The sequence below is a fragment of the Bacillus atrophaeus genome, assembly GCF_039519175.1.
GTDB classification, from domain to species: Bacteria; Bacillota; Bacilli; order Bacillales; family Bacillaceae; genus Bacillus; species Bacillus atrophaeus.
In genome coordinates this window covers 1,250,222-1,269,401 of record NZ_CP154443.1, presented here as the reverse complement: position 1 = coordinate 1,269,401, position 19,180 = coordinate 1,250,222, and the positions used below count along the sequence as shown (strand labels likewise).

The 19,180-nt window shown below is 43.0% G+C and carries 15 protein-coding genes and 1 rRNA gene; 8 read left to right on the top strand and 8 right to left on the bottom strand.

Features of this window, described 5'->3' with window-relative positions; all coding sequences use genetic code 11:
- Nucleotides 1-70: 70 nt before the first annotated feature.
- The 8 genes from AAHT65_RS06505 to dnaA form a co-directional block, all read right to left on the bottom strand.
- Nucleotides 71-1,620, bottom strand: a 16S ribosomal RNA gene (locus AAHT65_RS06505).
- Nucleotides 1,621-1,936: 316 nt separating this feature from the next.
- Entirely contained in the window at nt 1,937-4,402 is a 2,466-nt protein-coding gene (gyrA, locus tag AAHT65_RS06500) for a DNA topoisomerase (ATP-hydrolyzing) subunit A (protein WP_343311189.1), read from the bottom strand.
- A gap of 226 nt (nt 4,403-4,628) precedes the next feature.
- Nucleotides 4,629-6,545, bottom strand: a complete 1,917-nt coding sequence (gyrB, locus tag AAHT65_RS06495) for a DNA topoisomerase (ATP-hydrolyzing) subunit B (protein ID WP_258729873.1) — start codon at nt 6,543-6,545, stop codon at nt 4,629-4,631.
- 56 nt (nt 6,546-6,601) lie between these two features.
- Nucleotides 6,602-6,847, bottom strand: coding sequence for an extracellular matrix regulator RemB (gene remB / locus AAHT65_RS06490; RefSeq protein ID WP_003326032.1), 246 nt, complete (start codon nt 6,845-6,847; stop codon nt 6,602-6,604).
- A gap of 17 nt (nt 6,848-6,864) precedes the next feature.
- The gene (recF, locus tag AAHT65_RS06485; protein WP_010790564.1) at nt 6,865-7,977 is read right to left on the bottom strand and encodes a DNA replication/repair protein RecF; all 1,113 of its coding nucleotides are present in this window, start codon (nt 7,975-7,977) and stop codon (nt 6,865-6,867) included.
- Nucleotides 7,978-7,992: 15 nt separating this feature from the next.
- Complete coding sequence (gene rlbA / locus AAHT65_RS06480) at nt 7,993-8,208, bottom strand: ribosome maturation protein RlbA (protein WP_003326035.1); 216 nt, start codon at nt 8,206-8,208, stop codon at nt 7,993-7,995.
- 136 nt (nt 8,209-8,344) lie between these two features.
- A complete protein-coding gene (gene dnaN / locus AAHT65_RS06475; protein ID WP_010790563.1) occupies nt 8,345-9,481 on the bottom strand; it encodes a DNA polymerase III subunit beta in 1,137 nt (378 codons plus the stop codon).
- A 183-nt stretch (nt 9,482-9,664) separates the two neighbouring features.
- On the bottom strand, nt 9,665-11,005 hold the full coding sequence (gene dnaA, locus AAHT65_RS06470) for a chromosomal replication initiator protein DnaA (protein WP_003326038.1): 1,341 nt from the start codon (nt 11,003-11,005) through the stop codon (nt 9,665-9,667).
- A gap of 630 nt (nt 11,006-11,635) precedes the next feature.
- On the opposite strand from dnaA, the gene rpmH reads away from it, so the two are divergent.
- From rpmH to noc, 8 genes are all read left to right on the top strand, one after another.
- Nucleotides 11,636-11,770: a 50S ribosomal protein L34 gene (rpmH, locus tag AAHT65_RS06465; protein WP_003178075.1), complete on the top strand. Its 135-nt coding sequence runs from the start codon at nt 11,636-11,638 to the stop codon at nt 11,768-11,770.
- Nucleotides 11,771-11,929: 159 nt separating this feature from the next.
- A complete protein-coding gene (gene rnpA / locus AAHT65_RS06460; RefSeq protein WP_003326040.1) occupies nt 11,930-12,277 on the top strand; it encodes a ribonuclease P protein component in 348 nt (115 codons plus the stop codon).
- 154 nt (nt 12,278-12,431) lie between these two features.
- Nucleotides 12,432-13,217, top strand: a complete 786-nt coding sequence (spoIIIJ, locus tag AAHT65_RS06455; RefSeq protein WP_072053271.1) for a YidC family membrane integrase SpoIIIJ — start codon at nt 12,432-12,434, stop codon at nt 13,215-13,217.
- The gene (jag, locus tag AAHT65_RS06450) at nt 13,214-13,837 is read left to right on the top strand and encodes an RNA-binding cell elongation regulator Jag/EloR (RefSeq protein WP_088118424.1); all 624 of its coding nucleotides are present in this window, start codon (nt 13,214-13,216) and stop codon (nt 13,835-13,837) included. The genes spoIIIJ and jag overlap by 4 nt, the downstream gene beginning before the upstream one ends.
- A 313-nt stretch (nt 13,838-14,150) precedes the next feature.
- Nucleotides 14,151-15,530 carry a tRNA uridine-5-carboxymethylaminomethyl(34) synthesis GTPase MnmE gene (gene mnmE, locus AAHT65_RS06445; protein ID WP_010790560.1) on the top strand — a complete coding sequence of 460 codons (1,380 nt, stop codon included), beginning with the start codon at nt 14,151-14,153 and terminating at the stop codon, nt 15,528-15,530.
- 18 nt (nt 15,531-15,548) lie between these two features.
- Nucleotides 15,549-17,435, top strand: coding sequence for a tRNA uridine-5-carboxymethylaminomethyl(34) synthesis enzyme MnmG (gene mnmG, locus AAHT65_RS06440; protein ID WP_216413734.1), 1,887 nt, complete (start codon nt 15,549-15,551; stop codon nt 17,433-17,435).
- Nucleotides 17,436-17,448: 13 nt separating this feature from the next.
- Complete coding sequence (gene rsmG, locus AAHT65_RS06435; protein WP_343311184.1) at nt 17,449-18,168, top strand: 16S rRNA (guanine(527)-N(7))-methyltransferase RsmG; 720 nt, start codon at nt 17,449-17,451, stop codon at nt 18,166-18,168.
- 121 nt (nt 18,169-18,289) lie between these two features.
- Nucleotides 18,290-19,141, top strand: a complete 852-nt coding sequence (noc, locus tag AAHT65_RS06430; protein ID WP_003326046.1) for a nucleoid occlusion protein — start codon at nt 18,290-18,292, stop codon at nt 19,139-19,141.
- The last annotated feature ends 39 nt before the right edge of the window (nt 19,142-19,180 follow it).

Genomic DNA, 19,180 nt, shown 5'->3' with positions numbered 1-19,180 from the left:
AAAACTAAACAAGACAGGGAACGTACTGTTTATAAGACCCAAGGTCTTATATTCCGTTAAATATCCTTAGAAAGGAGGTGATCCAGCCGCACCTTCCGATACGGCTACCTTGTTACGACTTCACCCCAATCATCTGTCCCACCTTCGGCGGCTGGCTCCATAAAGGTTACCTCACCGACTTCGGGTGTTACAAACTCTCGTGGTGTGACGGGCGGTGTGTACAAGGCCCGGGAACGTATTCACCGCGGCATGCTGATCCGCGATTACTAGCGATTCCAGCTTCACGCAGTCGAGTTGCAGACTGCGATCCGAACTGAGAACAGATTTGTGGGATTGGCTTAACCTCGCGGTCTCGCTGCCCTTTGTTCTGTCCATTGTAGCACGTGTGTAGCCCAGGTCATAAGGGGCATGATGATTTGACGTCATCCCCACCTTCCTCCGGTTTGTCACCGGCAGTCACCTTAGAGTGCCCAACTGAATGCTGGCAACTAAGATCAAGGGTTGCGCTCGTTGCGGGACTTAACCCAACATCTCACGACACGAGCTGACGACAACCATGCACCACCTGTCACTCTGCCCCCGAAGGGGAAGCCCTATCTCTAGGGGTGTCAGAGGATGTCAAGACCTGGTAAGGTTCTTCGCGTTGCTTCGAATTAAACCACATGCTCCACCGCTTGTGCGGGCCCCCGTCAATTCCTTTGAGTTTCAGTCTTGCGACCGTACTCCCCAGGCGGAGTGCTTAATGCGTTAGCTGCAGCACTAAGGGGCGGAAACCCCCTAACACTTAGCACTCATCGTTTACGGCGTGGACTACCAGGGTATCTAATCCTGTTCGCTCCCCACGCTTTCGCTCCTCAGCGTCAGTTACAGACCAGAGAGTCGCCTTCGCCACTGGTGTTCCTCCACATCTCTACGCATTTCACCGCTACACGTGGAATTCCACTCTCCTCTTCTGCACTCAAGTTCCCCAGTTTCCAATGACCCTCCCCGGTTGAGCCGGGGGCTTTCACATCAGACTTAAGAAACCGCCTGCGAGCCCTTTACGCCCAATAATTCCGGACAACGCTTGCCACCTACGTATTACCGCGGCTGCTGGCACGTAGTTAGCCGTGGCTTTCTGGTTAGGTACCGTCAAGGTGCCGCCCTATTTGAACGGCACTTGTTCTTCCCTAACAACAGAGCTTTACGATCCGAAAACCTTCATCACTCACGCGGCGTTGCTCCGTCAGACTTTCGTCCATTGCGGAAGATTCCCTACTGCTGCCTCCCGTAGGAGTCTGGGCCGTGTCTCAGTCCCAGTGTGGCCGATCACCCTCTCAGGTCGGCTACGCATCGTTGCCTTGGTGAGCCATTACCTCACCAACTAGCTAATGCGCCGCGGGTCCATCTGTAAGTGGTAGCCGAAGCCACCTTTTATGTTTGAACCATGCGGTTCAAACAAGCATCCGGTATTAGCCCCGGTTTCCCGGAGTTATCCCAGTCTTACAGGCAGGTTACCCACGTGTTACTCACCCGTCCGCCGCTAACATCAGGGAGCAAGCTCCCATCTGTCCGCTCGACTTGCATGTATTAGGCACGCCGCCAGCGTTCGTCCTGAGCCAGGATCAAACTCTCCGATAAAGTAGTTTGACTGACTACGCACATCGCTGTGCGATTTTTATGTTAAAACTTTGAATTAACAGGTACGTTTTGTCTTGTTTAGTTTTCAAAGAACTTTGTGTGCCGCTCTTGAAGCGACCATTTAATCATAACATTTCGAATTGTCTGGGTCAATACTTTTTTAAAAAAAGTTTTTGACGCCTGTGCCTTTCTTAAAAGACAACAGAATGAATTATATCATACTTATTCAGACTGTCAAAGACTTTTTTTATTTCTTATTGAACCTTGTTTATCTGTTTATAAAAAAAGAGGCAGCCTTTGATCGGCTGCCTCTTTTTTATTCTTCTTCCGGCTCATCTTCTTCTTGAGTCTCGTCATTCTTTTCTACTAATGCTACTGTGGCCACATGTTCTTGTTCGCCCATACGGATGAGACGAACTCCTTGAGTTACACGGCCTGTAATAGAGATATCTTCAATATCCATTCTGATCAGCACACCGCTTGCTGTGATGATCATCAGGTCTTCTTCCCCTTTAGTCGCCTTCACCGTAACCAATCGGCCATTGTTTTCTGTAATCTTACATGTTTTAAGTCCCTTGCCTCCGCGGCTCTGGGTTCTGTAATCTTCAGCCGGAGTACGTTTGCCGTATCCGTTTTCTGTCACGATGAGGACGTGGGAGTCATCTTCTAATATTTCCATTCCGACAACTATATCATCATCAGTCAGTTTTATACCTTTAACGCCTGCCGCAGTACGTCCCATTTCTCTTACGTCAGATTCCGGGAATCGAATAAGCAAGCCGTTCTTCGTACCGATAATGATTTGTTTTGTGCCGTCTGTGAGACGGACAGCCATCAGCTCATCGTCTTCACGGAGTCCTAAAGCGATAAGACCGTTGTTTCGAATATTAGCGAATTGAGAAAGAGTTGTGCGTTTTGAAATCCCGTGTTTTGTAGTGAAGAATAAGTAGAGCTTCTCATCAAATTCACTTACCGGGATAATCGCGTTAATCCATTCGCCCTTCTCCACTTCAAGCAGGTTAATAATCGGAATTCCTTTTGCAGTTCGTCCGAATTCAGGGATTTCATACCCTTTTGAGCGATAGACTTTCCCCTTATTGGAGAAGAAGAGTATCGTATCGTGGGTGGAAGTCGAAATCAGATGCTCTACAAAGTCATCTCCATTCGTCCCCATCCCCTGCACACCTTTACCTCCGCGTTTTTGACTGCGATAGGTTGAAGCTGGGAGTCGTTTAATATAGCCATTATGTGTCAGCGTAACGACTATATTTTCTCTTTCTATCAGATCTTCATCTTCAATTGTTTCAAGACCTGCTGTCACAATTTCTGTACGTCTCTTATCATTGAAACGCTCTTTTATCTCTGTCAGCTCTTCACGGATAATCTCTAGCACTTTTTCTTCGTTAGCTAAGATCTCTTTAAGCTCTGCAATTAGTTTAACAAGTGATTGATATTCCTCTTCAATCTTTTCACGTTCCAAGCCGGTTAAACGCTGCAATCTCATATCGAGAATGGCTTGGGCCTGCTTTTCAGTCAGTGAGAACTGTTCGATTAAGCCATTTCTTGCGATCTCAGCCGTTTGAGAATTCCGGATGAGGGAAATGACTGCATCAAGATGATCAAGGGCTATTCTTAACCCTTCTAAGATATGGGCTCTTGCTTCTGCTTTTCTAAGCTCGTAAGCAGTTCTTCGTCTGATTACCACTTTTTGGTGATCAAGATAATGCACCAGACACTGCTTTAAATTTAATACCTTCGGCTCGCCGTCAACAAGCGCCAGCAGGTTAATCCCGAAGGAAGTTTGCAGGGCCGTTTGTTTGTACAGATTGTTCAGGATAACATGCGCATTGGCATCTCGTCTGATTTCAATGACAATCCGCATACCGTTACGGTCAGATTCATCACGCAAATCAGTTATTCCTTCAATTTTCTTATCCCTGACAAGATCAGCAATCTTCTCAATTAGACGCGCTTTATTCACCTGATAAGGGAGTTCTGTTACTAAAATTCTTTCTTTCCCTGATGGAGTTTCTTCGATTTCTGCTTTTGCCCGAATCGTAATAGAACCTCTTCCGGATTCATATGCCTTGCGGATTCCGCTTCTGCCTAAAATTTGTCCGGCAGTCGGGAAATCCGGCCCAGGAATGAATTCCATCAGCTCTTGGATTGTTATGTCCTTGTTCTCGCTTACGGCAAGCACTCCGTCAATAATTTCTCCAAGCTGGTGCGGCGGTATATTTGTAGCCATTCCGACTGCAATACCGGCTGCTCCATTTACAAGCAGGTTTGGGAATCTTGACGGCATGACAACAGGTTCTCTCTCTGAACCATCATAGTTATCTTGATAATCAATCGTGTCTTTTGTAATGTCTCGCAGAATTTCCATGGCGATCTTAGACATTCTGGCTTCGGTGTACCGCATCGCAGCGGCTGAGTCTCCGTCTACAGAACCAAAGTTTCCATGACCGTCGACAAGCATATAACGGTAGTTGAAGTCCTGCGCCATCCTGACCATGGATTCATATACTGCGGAATCCCCGTGAGGGTGGTACTTACCGATAACTTCTCCGACAATACGCGCAGATTTTTTATACGCCTTGTCACTGGTCATTCCCAGATCATTCATCGCGTACAAAATCCGTCTGTGAACTGGTTTTAAACCGTCACGGACATCCGGAAGAGCCCGGGATACGATAACGCTCATTGCATAATCCAAGAAGGATGTACGCATTTCCTGACTGATATTTATTTCACGAACTTGCGGTGTATTTTGTTCACTCATTAAAAAAACCTCCCTGAAGTATCACATGAAATTATGTGGGAGTAGATCGTCCATTATGATCTTCAATACGATTTCACTATTCTCCATTATATCAATAAACTTATGTTTATACACATTAAATTGCTAGAATATACGGGTTTTGCAAGAATTGCCTGAATATATGTCCCTGCCAAGGGCCGCTTGAGAAAAAAGCCTTATTTCTTATTGGAAACAAGGCTTTCTCATATTAGATATCAAGATTTTTCACGTATCTTGCATTGGCTTCTATAAAGTTTCTGCGCGGTTCTACTTTATCACCCATCAGCATCTCAAACGTTTCGTCCGCATCCATTGCATCTTCCAATGTGACTTGCAGAAGCGTTCTTGTATCAGGATCCATCGTTGTTTCCCAAAGCTGAGTCGCATTCATTTCTCCAAGACCTTTATAACGCTGCAAGCCTGGCTTTGGTGTTTGTGGAAGTGTGCTTAACACTTCCTCAAGCTGCTTATCATTGTAAGCATATTCAACTCTTTTCCCTTGCTGAACTTTATAGAGCGGCGGCTGTGCGATATAAATATAGCCGTTCTCAATAATTTGACGCATATATCTATAAAAGAAAGTCAATAACAATGTTCTGATATGCGCGCCGTCAACATCGGCATCTGTCATAATGACGACTTTATGGTAACGGGCTTTTTCAAGATTGAAATCTTCGCCTATGCCGGTTCCGAGCGCGGTGATCATCGAACGAACCTCATTGTTTGAGAGAATTTTATCAAGTCTCGCTTTTTCTACATTCAGAATTTTACCTCTGAGCGGCAGAATCGCTTGGAAATGACGGTCGCGTCCTTGTTTTGCTGAACCGCCCGCAGAGTCTCCCTCTACGATGTACAGTTCAGAAATACCCGGATCTTTTGATGAACAGTCTGCCAATTTACCCGGCAAGTTTGAAATTTCAAGCGCACTTTTTCTTCGTGTCAGCTCACGTGCTTTTTTTGCCGCCATACGTGCTCTGGCAGCCATAAGGCCTTTATCAATCACTTTTCGTGCAGAGTCAGGATTTTCAAACAAAAATGTTTCGAGCGCTTCCGAGAATAGCGCATCTGTAATTGTCCGAGCTTCAGAGTTGCCAAGCTTCGTTTTGGTTTGGCCCTCAAACTGCGGGTCGGGATGTTTGATGGAAATAATCGCTGTTAAGCCTTCCCTAACATCATCTCCGCTTAAATTCGGATCACTTTCTTTGAAAATACCTTTTTTTCTGGCATAGTCATTGATTACACGGGTCAGACCTGTTTTAAAGCCTGCTTCATGTGTACCGCCTTCGTATGTGTTGATATTGTTGGCGAATGAATAGATGTTGCTTGTATAGCTGTCGTTGTATTGCAAAGCAACTTCAACCGTAATTCCGTCCTTCGTGCCCTCAATGTAAATTGGTTCCTCATGAACGACTTCTTTCGAACGGTTTAAATACTCAACATAGCTTTTAATTCCGCCTTCATAGCAGTATTCATTTTTTCGCTCTTTTTCTTCGCGTTTATCTTCAATCGTGATCTTAACGCCCTTTGTTAAGAATGCAAGCTCACGGACACGGTTAGAAAGCAAATCATAATCATATTCTGTCGTTTCGGTAAAAATCTCAGGATCCGGAACAAAGTGAGTAATGGTTCCGGTTGTATCTGTATCACCAATCACTTCAACATCAGCCATAGGAACCCCGCGTTCATATGCCTGGTAATGAATTTTTCCGTCACGGTGAACGGTCACATCCAAGGTCGTTGAAAGTGCGTTTACAACAGAGGCACCCACACCATGCAATCCTCCGGACACTTTATAACCGCTTCCGTCAAATTTACCGCCGGCGTGCAGCACCGTCATGATAACTTCAACCGCAGGACGGCCCATTTTTTCCTGAATGCCGACCGGAATACCGCGACCGTTATCTCTTACAGTAATGCTGTTATCTTTCTCAATCTCAATATTAATTTCTGAACAATAACCGGCCAGGGCTTCATCTATACTGTTATCGACAATTTCCCATACCAGATGGTGAAGGCCTTTGCTGTTTGTTGATCCGATATACATACCCGGTCTTTTACGAACAGCTTCCAATCCTTCTAAAACCTGTATCTGATTTTCATCATAACTATTTTGCTGCTGTTCCATAGCCACGCACATTCACCTACACTTTTCTTAAACAATATATTTATTTTAAAGATCCGCTAAGAATCTATTTCTAACATAAATTGCGCACGTTTTTTCAGTGTGCTGGAAGATAAGGGGGAGTAATATATATTCTGTATTGTGACTACGATAGACTTTGGTGTGCCGTTTACGGACGGCACAACTTTTTGTTTCTGTTTAGTAAGAAATTCTTCGACAATCGGCGACATGTTTACTTTATAGTCAAAAATGCCGACGATGTCCCGTGTGGAAACGACAAAGTCATCACCCAGATGAATATACAATTGCTCACCTCATTTCTTCACTTCACTAACGCACCGTTTTGCACACGGAACATTCCTGCTTGATGTAAGGTTTCGTGATCAATGCCATCTACACTTGTCGTAGTGACAAACGTTTGAACACGGCCTTGGATCGTATGAAGCAAATGCGACTGCCGATAGTCATCCAGCTCACTCAGCACATCATCCAAAAGTAAGATAGGGTATTCTCCGATTTCTTCATGAATTAAGTCAATTTCCGCCAGCTTGAGTGACAATGCCGTTGTCCGCTGCTGCCCCTGAGAACCATATGTTTGCACATCGCGTCCGTTCACATAAAAAAGAACATCATCCCGATGAGGTCCTGACAGCGTTACACCACGCTCAATTTCTTTTTCTCTTAGCTTTGAAAACGCCCTTTGGTAACTATCTCCTATTTTCGACAAGTCTTCGGGATCTGATACCTCAAGAGCCGTCTGATACTTCAGCGTCAGTTCTTCAAGCCCTCTTGAAATTCCCGAATGGATCGGCTGCGCCCATTTTTCAAGCTGCGCTGTAAATTGCAGGCGTTTTACGACAACCTTTGCAGCAGTCTCGATCAGCTGTTCAGTCAGAACGTCGAGCATTGTCTGGTCAGTCTGTTTCCTGCTTTGCAGCTGTTTCAAAAAATGATTTCTTTGCGTAAGAATTTTCTGGTACAGAGAAAGATCGTACAAATAGACTGGAGATACCTGGCCGATTTCCATGTCAAGAAACCGCCGTCTTACTTGCGGGCTGCCCTTTACGAGATTTAAGTCCTCGGGCGCGAACATAATTGTATTCAGCGCTCCTACATACCGGCTCAGTTTTTGCTGTTCGATATGATTGACCTTGCCCTTTTTCCCCTTCTTGGAAATGACAAGCTGCATCGGGATCGACCCGTTTTGCTTCATCACTCTTCCCTCTATTTTAGCATAGTCTTTGTCCCACCGTATAAGTTCTTTGTCATTTGACGTGCGATGTGATTTCGCCATCGACAAAACATAGATCGCTTCCATGAGATTTGTCTTCCCTTGAGCGTTCTCACCGATGATGACATTCACTTTATTTTCAAATTGAAGTTCAGCACGCTCGTAATTACGATAAGACGTTAATTCCAAATTTTGGATATACAAACAATGTCACCTGCTTTAATTGACGACTTGAAATGAACCAAATCCTTCAATCGCCACCACATCTCCAACATACAGTTTTCTGCCGCGGCGGTTATCGGGTTCATTGTTAACGAATACCTCATGCTCGCTCAAAAACCATTTTGCCATGCCGCCTGACTGAATAACATCAGCTAATTTCAAGAATTGGCCAAGCGTGATCATTTCTGTATCAATGGAAATTGGATTTGCCATTATATCGACCTCTTTCAAATATCACTAATATCTAATTGTACTAAAAAATAACGAAATAGGGAAAGGGAAAACTTGTAGGAGCAGGTACTGAATAGAAAAGCTGCCGGATCGGACCGGCAGCGGGATTGTTTTTGAATTAATAGGTTCTGACTGGCAGGATAAGCTGTACGATCGTTTCATCGTTCGGCGTGCGAATCAGAAACGGCCTCATAGCTCCTGTAAAGCTTACACGAATTTCTGCTCCTTCAAGCACCTTTAATGCATCCAACATATATTTTGGGCTAAAAGAAATATTTAATTCCTCACCCTCGATTTGATCTGCCAAAACGGCCTCAACCACTTTACCGATCTCAGGAGAGTTAGATGAAATCTCAATGGATTCAGCAGGTTTTGCAGAAAGCTTAACCACGTTGTTCCGTCCTTCTCTTGCCAAAAGGGATGCACGATCAATCGCTTGAAGAAATTCTTTTGTATTCACAATGATTTCTGTTTTGCTCTCTTGCGGAATCAGACTTGTCGTGTCGGGATAGTTTCCGTCAAGAAGTCTTGAGAAAAACAAGACATTTTTCGCTTTAAACAGCACTTGCGTTTCTGTGATCACGATATCTACAAGTTCCTGATTGTCGTCCAGAATTTTACTCAATTCAGTTAAGCTTTTTCCCGGGATGACTACGTTGTATGAGCTGTCTTCAGGAATATCGAGCTTCGCTTTTCTTAATGCAAGGCGGTGGCTATCCGTAGCGATGCATAATAATTCACTGTTCTCCACTTTCCAGTTTACACCTGTCAAGATTGGACGTGTTTCTGAGGTGGACACTGCGAATACCGTTTGACGAATCAGATTTTTTAATAAATCAGTCGGAATTTGAATGGCATGATGTTCTTCGATCTGCGGAAGATGAGGATATTCATCTGCATCCAGACCATTTAAATTAAATTCAGCTTTTCCAGAACGGATAATGGTTAAATACTGATTTTGCACTTCAATCTCCACAGTGGACATCGGCAGTTTCTTTACAATTTCACTGAAAAAACGGGCTTGCAGCACAATACTGCCGGGCTGTTCTATCGTGATGATTTCTTTATCCCCTTCTTCTTTTGGGATAAAGGATTCGATTGAGATATCGGAATCACTTCCTGTGAAGGATACTCCTTCATCGGATGCAACAATCTTAATTCCTGTAAGAATGGGAATCGTCGTTCTGGATGATACTGCTTTTAATACATCCTGGACACTTTCAACTAAACGATCTTTTTGAATCGTGAACTTCATGTTTATCCTCCTAACGGATAATAATATATATATATTTTAAAAATAGTAGAAGTACTAGTAGGGCCTGTGGATTTGTGGATAAGTTGTGAAAAAGACAGGAAACACAGCCTATCCACATGTGGACAGACTGTGCATGACTTAAGAAAAGTTATTCACACTTTCCCGGGTTTATCCGCGGGCCTATTATTTAAGCTGCTCTTTAATTTCTTTTACATGCTGCTGAAGCTGCTCATCATCAAGCATCATTTTTGATATTTTTTCATGAGCATGAATGACAGTTGTGTGATCACGCCCGCCAAATTCTTCCCCGATTTTAGGCAAGGAAGAGTCGGTCATCTCCCTTGAGAGATACATTGCGATTTGCCTTGGGAACGCAACGGACTTTGTACGTTTTTTTGCTTTAAAATCTTCGAGCTTTATATTAAATTGCTGACCTACGATCCGCTGAATTTCTTTTATGGTAATCACTTTCGGTTTTGACGAAGGAATGATATCTTTCAATGCCTCCGCAGCCAGATCAGCGTTTATATCTTTATTGATTAAGGACGAATACGCTACAACCCGTATAAGCGCCCCTTCAAGTTCCCGAATGTTGCTGTCGATTTGATTAGCGATGTAAAGCATCACCTCATTCGGAATATCAAGCCCCTCAGCTTTCGCTTTTTTTCTCAAAATGGCAATCCTTGTTTCAAGATCAGGCGGCGTAATATCCGTAATCAGTCCCCATTCAAAACGAGAGCGTAAGCGATCTTCAAGTGTCGGGATCTCTTTTGGCGGTCTGTCACTGGAAATAACGATTTGTTTGCTTTCTTCGTGCAGCGTGTTAAACGTATGGAAAAACTCTTCTTGGGTTTGTTCTTTTCCCGCTAAAAACTGAATATCATCTATCAAAAGTACATCGACATTTCGATAGCGATTGCGGAAATCGACAGCTTTATTATCACGAATAGAGTTGATGAATTCGTTTGTAAATTTCTCAGAAGACAGATAAACCACTTTGGCAGAAGGATTATGATCTATGACATAATGGCCGATCGCATGCATTAAGTGCGTTTTTCCCAATCCGACGCCCCCATATATAAATAAGGGGTTGTACGCTTTGGCAGGTGCTTCAGCTACAGCTAGAGAAGCGGCATGAGCGAAACGGTTTCCAGATCCGATGACGAATGTGTCAAATGTATATTTAGGGTTGAGCATATTTTGAGGAAAATCAGACGGTTCTTCTTTTGCCACCTTTTTTATTGGAGGTTTTGGCATAAAGTCTTCTTCGTCTTGATTTTGAGGTATGACAAACTTAATGCTCAATTCTTCCCCGGTCAATTCATATATAGTATCTGCAATGAGATGCAAGTATCTGGACTCAAGCCAGTCTCTGGCAAATTCATTTGGAGCGGTGATTGTCAGTGTATCTCCTTGCAGTGCGTGTGCTTTTGTAGATTTCATCCAAGTCTCAAAACTTGGCTTGCTTAATTTTTTTTCAATTTGAACCAAGGCTTGATTCCAAAGGTCTAATATATTCTCCATTTTCCGGCACGTCCCTCCTTTTCTTTGAATTGGGCCAGCTGATTTCTGTTATAGAACACAAAAAAAGAGCAAATGGCGCATACCATTCGTACACATTAAATGTTGAAAACATATAATATAGTAGATAAATAGCTTTTCGACAATTTTCACAGCTTGTGGACAACATTCTACACACCCTGTGTGAAATCAATCCACATCTTATCCACAGTTTGTGGATAAAGAAAAAAGGTGAGTTCAATAATCAAGAGTTAAAACACAAATATAATATCAAAATAAACGAGAGCTTGCAATGGGTCTCATAATCTTATCCACAAACTGTACAAGTTGTTGAAAGAATATTGTCCACAGCAGTTAGCAATGTGAAAATGTTGTCGATAACACCTGTGGATATTAAAAAATCGCCAAAAAGATATCCACATGGGGTTATTAGCCGCAAAAAAAGCTGGAGATTCATATTTTTTTCGCTAAATTAAGGAATATGAAAAATAAGGTTTCGAAAGTTAGAAAGGTGTGTTATCCTATTATGGTTGCAAGAAACAAAAGTATTAGTGAAGTTGACAATGAGTAGGTTACGCAAATATAATAAGTAAGACTGTCTTTAACAGCTATTCCTCGAGGGAGGTGTCATAAATGAAAAGAACATTTCAACCGAATAACCGTAAACGCAGTAAAGTTCATGGCTTCAGAAGCCGTATGAGTTCTAAAAACGGACGTCTAGTATTAGCACGCCGCCGCCGTAAAGGCAGAAAAGTATTATCAGCTTAGGCCACTGAATAATGTCAGTGGTCTTTTTTCACGTTAAGAGGGAAAGAAGTTCTATGCGGCGCTGTCAGCTAGAGATATTTTTCTCTGGCTTTCAGACGGCCCATATTCTAAATACAGAAATAAAAGTTTTCCGCCAGCCAGTATCGGAGTGAGTCAAAAATGAAGAAGCGAAATCGTTTAAAGAAAAATGAAGATTTTCAAAAGGTGTTTAAGCACGGAACGTCAATGGCGAATCGCCAGTTTGTTTTATATGTGCTTGATCAGCCGGAGGCCGATGAGTTTCGGGCGGGGCTTTCAGTTAGTAAAAAAATCGGAAACGCAGTCGTTCGCAATCGTGTGAAACGTTTAATCCGGCAAGTTTTACAGGATGAGAAAGACAAACTGAAGCAAAAAGACTATATCATTATTGCGAGAAAACCTGCGAGTCAGCTGACCTTTGAAGAAACTAAAAAAAGTCTGCAGCACTTGTTCAGAAAATCCTCTTTATACAAGAAATCTTCAAAATAGTTATTTCCACTGTTATTTGTAGTGTTTTAAAAGCGCTTCCTTCTGGTTGGACTGAAAAATCAACACCATTTAAAACTGAAAGATGCTAAAATACATACAAGTGTGTATTTTTTAGGAGAGTACCTTTGTTATTAAAGATTGATTATAGGAGGAAATGTTGTTGAAAAGGAGAATATGGTTACTACTTAGTATGGTCGGCATGTTAGTGCTTTTAGCTGGGTGTTCGAGTGTAAAAGAGCCGATCACTGCAAATAGTCCGCATTTCTGGGACAAGTACGTTGTGTATCCATTGTCTGAGGTCATCACGTATGTTGCTAAACTGACAGGAGACAACTATGGACTTTCAATTATCATTGTCACAGTTTTAATCCGTTTATTAATTTTGCCGCTGATGATCAAGCAGCTCAGAAGCTCAAAAGCCATGCAGGCATTACAGCCTGAAATGCAGAAGCTTAAAGAAAAATACAGCTCAAAAGATCAAAAAACGCAGCAGCAGCTTCAGCAGGAAACAATGGCTCTTTTTTCCAAGCATGGGGTAAATCCATTAGCGGGTTGTTTTCCAATTTTAATTCAAATGCCGATTTTAATTGGTTTCTATCATGCAATTATGAGAACACAGGCAATATCAGAGCATAGCTTCCTATGGTTTGACTTAGGAGAAAAAGATCCTTATTATATTCTCCCAATCGTAGCCGGTGTTGCCACATTTGTGCAGCAAAAGCTTATGATGGCTGGCAATGCGACGCAAAATCCGCAAATGGCGATGATGCTTTGGATTATGCCGATTATGATCATTGTATTTGCCATCAGCTTCCCGGCAGCTCTATCTCTTTATTGGGTAGTCGGAAACCTGTTTATGATTGCGCAAACTTTCCTCATTAAAGGGCCGGATCTTAAAAAAGAACCGGAACCGCAAAAAGCGGGAGGAAAGAAAAAGTGAGGAAGGTGACTGCTGCTGGGCAAAATGTCGATGAAGCAGTACAATCCGGCCTTAAAGAGCTTCAATTAACAAAAGATCAAGTTGAGATCACCGTTATAGATGAAGGAAGTAAAGGCTTTTTAGGGATTTTCGGGAAAAAGCAGGCACTGGTGGAGCTTACTGAAAAACTGGACCCTGTTCAGGAGACGAAGGCTTATCTGGAACAGGTTTGTGAAGCCATTGCCGGTCCGTCACATGTTATGATCAACGAAAGCAAGAAGACAATTACCTTTCAGATAAAGGGTGATAAAGCTGCGCTGCTGATAGGGAAAAGAGGCCAAACCTTAAATGCCCTTGAAACACTGACACAGCTTGTCTTAAACCGCTATTCTGATCAATATTGGCATGTGGTGGTTGATGCGGAAAATTACCGGTTAAAAAGAAAAGATACTTTGCGCCAGCTGGCGGTTCGTTTGGCTGATCAAGTGCTCAAAACGAAAAAGGCGGTTCATTTAGAGCCAATGCCGTCCAGCGAAAGGAAAATCATTCATGACGCCCTTTCAGGTTATGCAAAGCAGATTCATACGTACTCAACAGGTGAAGGCCAGTATCGCCACCTCGTTATTTCCCATAAAAAATAGCATAAAACCGAAGCCCGGACAAAACTGAGGCTTCGGTTTTTTTGCGTTGAAAAACTTGTTTTCCCTATATAATATCACGTTTTTGCCGTTTAAGTTTTTGCTTTTTAGGTGTATGCTGTTGATAAAAAGGAAAGTTAGGAAATAAAATTAATTGTTATTCACATGTGGATAAGTTAAAGTAGTAAGGGATGAATTTCTTTGTCTGTGGATAACGGAATCTTCCACTTCAAACCAAACTATGTTATCTTTGAGTTTTGGCATAATAATATATTTTTTATATAGATGATAGAAAAGATAAAGAGAGGTGAACAGCATGGATACGATTGCGGCGATATCGACACCAATGGGAGAAGGTGCGATTGCGATTGTTCGATTGAGCGGACCGGAAGCTATACAAATCGCTGACAGAATGTATAAGGGGCCGAAGGGGAAAACAATCAGTTCGGTTGAATCTCATACCATTCATTATGGTCATATTGTTGACAGAAGTACGCAGCGGGTCGTTGAAGAGGTCATGGTATCGGTTTTAAGAGCGCCGAGAACATTTACACGAGAAGATGTAATTGAGATTAACTGCCATGGAGGAATTGTGACGGTCAATCAGGTTCTTCAGCTCGCTTTAAGAGAGGGAGCAAGATTAGCCGAGCCTGGTGAATTTACAAAACGGGCGTTTTTAAACGGACGAATTGATCTTTCACAAGCTGAAGCTGTTATGGACTTGATCAGAGCAAAAACAGACCGTGCCATGAATGTCGCCATGAATCAAATGGAAGGCCGGCTGTCTGCACTCGTTCGCCGTTTGCGCAATGAACTTTTGGAAACTCTCGCCCATGTTGAGGTAAATATAGATTATCCAGAATACGATGACGTTGAAGAAATGACGCATCAGCTGTTAATTGAGAAGGCAAGCTCCGTCAAGAAGGAAATTGACGCATTGCTGACGACTTCCGAGCAAGGAAAAATTTTGAGAGAAGGACTCTCTACTGTCATTATCGGCCGTCCGAATGTAGGGAAATCATCACTTCTCAACAGCTTGGTCCATGAAACCAAAGCGATTGTCACAGATATCCCGGGAACCACAAGGGATGTTATTGAGGAATATGTCAATGTAAGAGGAGTTCCTCTTCGCCTTGTCGATACTGCAGGCATTCGTGAGACTGAGGATATTGTTGAAAAAATAGGTGTTGAGCGTTCACGACAGGTTTTGAAGGAAGCAGACCTGATTTTACTTGTGCTTAATTATAGTGAAGAACTTTCTGAAGAAGACGTGAAGCTGTTTGAAGCGGTAAAGGGAATGGACGTTATTGTTATTCTGAATAAGACGGACCTTGAGCCTAAGATTGATGCAGATCGTGTTAAGGAGCTGGCAAACGGCCGTCCTGTCGTCACGACATCTCTTTTGAAGGAAGAGGGAATTACCGATTTAGAAGAAGCGATCCAATCACTGTTCTTTACCGGAACGATTGAAAGCGGCGATCTCACCTATGTCAGCAATACTCGCCATATTTCTATTTTGCATGAGGCGAAACGTGCAATTGAAGATGCACTTAATGGCATTGAACAGGATGTCCCTATCGACATGGTGCAAATTGATCTTACAAGATGCTGGGAGCTGCTGGGCGAAATCATTGGTGATGCCGTCCACGAAAGCTTAATTGACCAGCTCTTTTCACAATTTTGTTTAGGGAAATAAAAAGGAGGAACAAAAATCATGGGGTATGAAGCAGGCCAATACGATGTGATCGTTATTGGCGCCGGGCATGCCGGTGTTGAGGCTGCCCTCGCATCAGCGCGTCAAGGTGCCAAAACGCTTGTGTTAACCATCAACCTTGATATGGTTGCTTTTATGCCATGTAATCCGTCTGTCGGCGGCCCCGCGAAAGGGATTGTCGTCCGCGAAATTGATGCGCTTGGCGGAGAAATGGCTAGAAATATAGATAAAACGCATATTCAAATGAGAATGCTGAATACGGGAAAAGGTCCGGCTGTCCGCGCTTTGCGTGCGCAAGCGGATAAATTCCAATATCAGCATGAAATGAAAAATACGCTTGAAAAAGAACCAAATTTAACATTGCTTCAGGGAATTGCGGAACGTTTAATCATTGAAAACGGAGAATGCCGCGGAGTTGTAACGCAAACCGGTGCGCATTATCGGTCTAAAGCTGTTGTGCTGACAACTGGAACATATTTAAGAGGAAGAATTATTTTAGGTGATTTGTCTTACTCCAGCGGTCCGAATAATCAACAGCCTTCTATTAAACTTTCTGAGCATTTGGAAGAGCTGGGATTTGATCTTGTTCGTTTTAAAACAGGAACACCGCCGCGTGTCAAAGGCGACTCGATTGATTACAGCAAAACTGAGATACAGCCGGGAGACGAAGTGCCCCGCGCTTTCTCATATGAAACTGTGGAGTATATTACAGACCAACTGCCATGCTGGCTGACATATACAAGTCCTGAGACTCATGAGATTATTGACAATAACCTGCATCGTTCACCGATGTATTCCGGTATGATTAAAGGAACAGGTCCGAGATATTGCCCGTCAATTGAAGATAAAGTAGTTCGGTTTAATGATAAGCCGCGTCACCAGATCTTCCTTGAGCCGGAAGGCAGAAATACGCAAGAAGTCTATGTCCAAGGCTTATCGACAAGTCTTCCGGAGGACGTGCAGCAAAGAATGCTTTCAACGATTCCGGGACTGGAAAAGGTTCAAATGATGAGAGCGGGCTATGCTATCGAGTATGACGCAATTGTACCGACACAGCTATGGCCGACGCTTGAAACGAAAAAAATCTCTAATCTTTTCACAGCAGGACAAATCAATGGAACGTCCGGTTACGAGGAGGCGGCAGGCCAAGGAATCATGGCAGGCATAAATGCCGGACGGAAGGCCCTTGATCGAGAAGAAGTCATTCTCAGCCGTTCTGATGCGTATATTGGCGTTTTAATTGATGACCTTGTGACAAAAGGAACAAATGAACCTTACCGCCTTTTGACATCGCGCGCTGAATACAGACTGCTGCTTCGTCATGATAATGCCGACCTTCGTTTAACAGAAATCGGCCATCGCATCGGATTGATTTCAGATGAGCGGTTCCAGTCGTTCCAAACGAAAAAAGCGGCAATCGAAGCAGAGAAAAAGCGTTTGTATTCTGTGATCATCAAGCCGTCTGAAGAAAATCAAAAGTATATCCGTTCTCTTGGCGGAAGCGAATTGAAAGACGGAGTGCGCGGCACAGACTTGATGAAGCGTCCTGAAATGAACTACGAATCTGTCACCAAACTTGCGCCGGCTGAAACACCGGTAGCGCCGGAAGTGGCAGAACAAGTAGAAATCCAAGTGAAATATGAAGGATATATTGAAAAGTCACTTCAACAGGTTGAAAAGCTCAAAAAGATGGAAAATAAAAAAATCCCGGATCGAATTGATTATGATGCGATTAAGGGAATTGCAACCGAAGCCCGTCAGAAACTGAAAGAAGTAAGACCTCTATCTGTTGCTCAGGCTTCCCGTATTTCTGGTGTAAATCCAGCGGATATTTCAATTCTTTTGGTCTATTTAGAGCAAGGACGCATTGCGAAGGTAGCCGAATAGAAAGGATGACGGCATGAATATTGAAGAATTCACGTCTGGCTTGGCGGAAAAAGGGATTTCCCTTTCTTCCCGTCAGCTGGAACAATTTGAGTTGTATTATGAGATGCTTGTCGAGTGGAATGAAAAAATCAATCTGACTTCCATAACTGAGAAAAAAGAAGTGTATTTGAAGCACTTTTATGATTCGATTACAGCTGCTTTTTATGTTGATTTTAAACAAGTAAACACAATTTGTGATGTCGGCGCGGGAGCGGGTTTTCCGAGCTTGCCGATTAAAATTTGTTTTCCGCATCTCCAAGTATCCATCGTTGATTCATTAAACAAGAGAATTACGTTTTTGGAAAAGCTGGCTGAAGCTTTACAACTAGAAAATACATCATTTTATCACGACAGAGCGGAAACATTCGGACAGCGCCAAGATCTTCGAGAAAGCTATGATATCGTGACGGCTCGGGCTGTAGCGAGGCTTTCCGTATTAAGCGAGCTTTGTCTTCCTCTTGTAAAGAAGAATGGTTTGTTTGTTGCGTTAAAGGCGGCTTCTGCTGAAGAAGAGCTGAAGGCGGGGAAAAAAGCAATTGCAACGCTCGGAGGAGAACTTGAGCAAGTCCATTCCTTTAAGCTTCCATTGGAAGAAAGCGACCGGAACATCATCGTCATGAGAAAGAAAAAAAATACACCTAAGAAATACCCTAGAAAACCCGGGACTCCTAATAAATCGCCAATTGAAGGGTAGTTTAGACAGCATGATGTGACAATACCCTCATCATTTCTTCAAAATTGATGAATATACAGCAGGAAAAACCATGAGAAAATAGAATTATAAAAATGGTAGTTTTTAAAGGTGGTGTAGGTACATGAAGCATTCATTCTCTCGTCTCTTCGGGCTTGGTGAGAAAGAAGAGGAACCGGAGATTGCTGAGCATGATACAAACAAAGAAGAGATTCTGGAAATACCGGTAGATGCTATCGTTCCCAACCGTTTTCAACCACGCACCATTTTCTCAGATGAAAAAATCCAAGAATTAGCTATGACTATTCATACACACGGCATTATTCAGCCGATCGTCGTCAGGCATACAGAAGAGGAAGGCCAATATGAACTCATTGCGGGTGAACGCCGCTGGAGAGCGGTACAAACCCTTGAATGGGTGAAAATTCCCGCTATTATCAAGGATTTTTCTGATACGGAAACAGCATCTGTTGCACTGATTGAAAACTTGCAAAGGGAAGAATTGTCTTCTATTGAGGAAGCGCACGCCTATGCAAGGCTTTTAGAGCTTCATGATTTAACGCAGGAAGCATTAGCGCAGCGTCTGGGAAAAGGACAGTCTACGATTGCAAATAAACTTCGGTTATTAAAGCTGCCTGAACCGGTTCAGGATGCGATCATGCAGAAGAAAATTACGGAGCGCCATGCCAGAGCGATGATTCCGCTAAAACAGCCTGAGCTCCAAGTCACACTGCTCTCAGAAATTATTGAAAAAAGCCTGAATGTTAAGCAGACGGAAGACCGAGTGGTTAAAATGCTTGAACAAGACCAGCGAAAACCAAAACCGAGACGCAAAGCGTTTAGCAGAGATACAAGAATCGCAATGAATACAATTCGCCAATCGTTGTCTATGGTCGAGGACAGCGGAGTGAAATTAAATACCGAAGAAGAAGAATTTGAAGAATACATCCAATTGACGATTCGAATTCCAAAGTAAAAAACTCTCCTGGTTAACAGGAGAGTTTTTTAGTAAAAG

What these genes read in the sequence shown, in the direction of transcription:
- gyrB (WP_258729873.1), bottom strand. Translation starts at nt 6,545, where the DNA reads ATGGAACAGCAGCAAAATAGTTATGATGAAAATCAGATACAGGTTTTA.
- dnaN (WP_010790563.1), bottom strand. Translation starts at nt 9,481, where the DNA reads ATGAAGTTCACGATTCAAAAAGATCGTTTAGTTGAAAGTGTCCAGGAT.
- noc (WP_003326046.1), top strand. Translation starts at nt 18,290, where the DNA reads ATGAAGCATTCATTCTCTCGTCTCTTCGGGCTTGGTGAGAAAGAAGAG.
- gyrA (WP_343311189.1), bottom strand. Translation starts at nt 4,402, where the DNA reads ATGAGTGAACAAAATACACCGCAAGTTCGTGAAATAAATATCAGTCAG.
- mnmG (WP_216413734.1), top strand. Translation starts at nt 15,549, where the DNA reads ATGGGGTATGAAGCAGGCCAATACGATGTGATCGTTATTGGCGCCGGG.
- mnmE (WP_010790560.1), top strand. Translation starts at nt 14,151, where the DNA reads ATGGATACGATTGCGGCGATATCGACACCAATGGGAGAAGGTGCGATT.
- rlbA (WP_003326035.1), bottom strand. Translation starts at nt 8,208, where the DNA reads ATGGCAAATCCAATTTCCATTGATACAGAAATGATCACGCTTGGCCAA.
- rnpA (WP_003326040.1), top strand. Translation starts at nt 11,930, where the DNA reads ATGAAGAAGCGAAATCGTTTAAAGAAAAATGAAGATTTTCAAAAGGTG.
- rsmG (WP_343311184.1), top strand. Translation starts at nt 17,449, where the DNA reads ATGAATATTGAAGAATTCACGTCTGGCTTGGCGGAAAAAGGGATTTCC.
- rpmH (WP_003178075.1), top strand. Translation starts at nt 11,636, where the DNA reads ATGAAAAGAACATTTCAACCGAATAACCGTAAACGCAGTAAAGTTCAT.
- spoIIIJ (WP_072053271.1), top strand. Translation starts at nt 12,432, where the DNA reads ATGTTGTTGAAAAGGAGAATATGGTTACTACTTAGTATGGTCGGCATG.
- dnaA (WP_003326038.1), bottom strand. Translation starts at nt 11,005, where the DNA reads ATGGAGAATATATTAGACCTTTGGAATCAAGCCTTGGTTCAAATTGAA.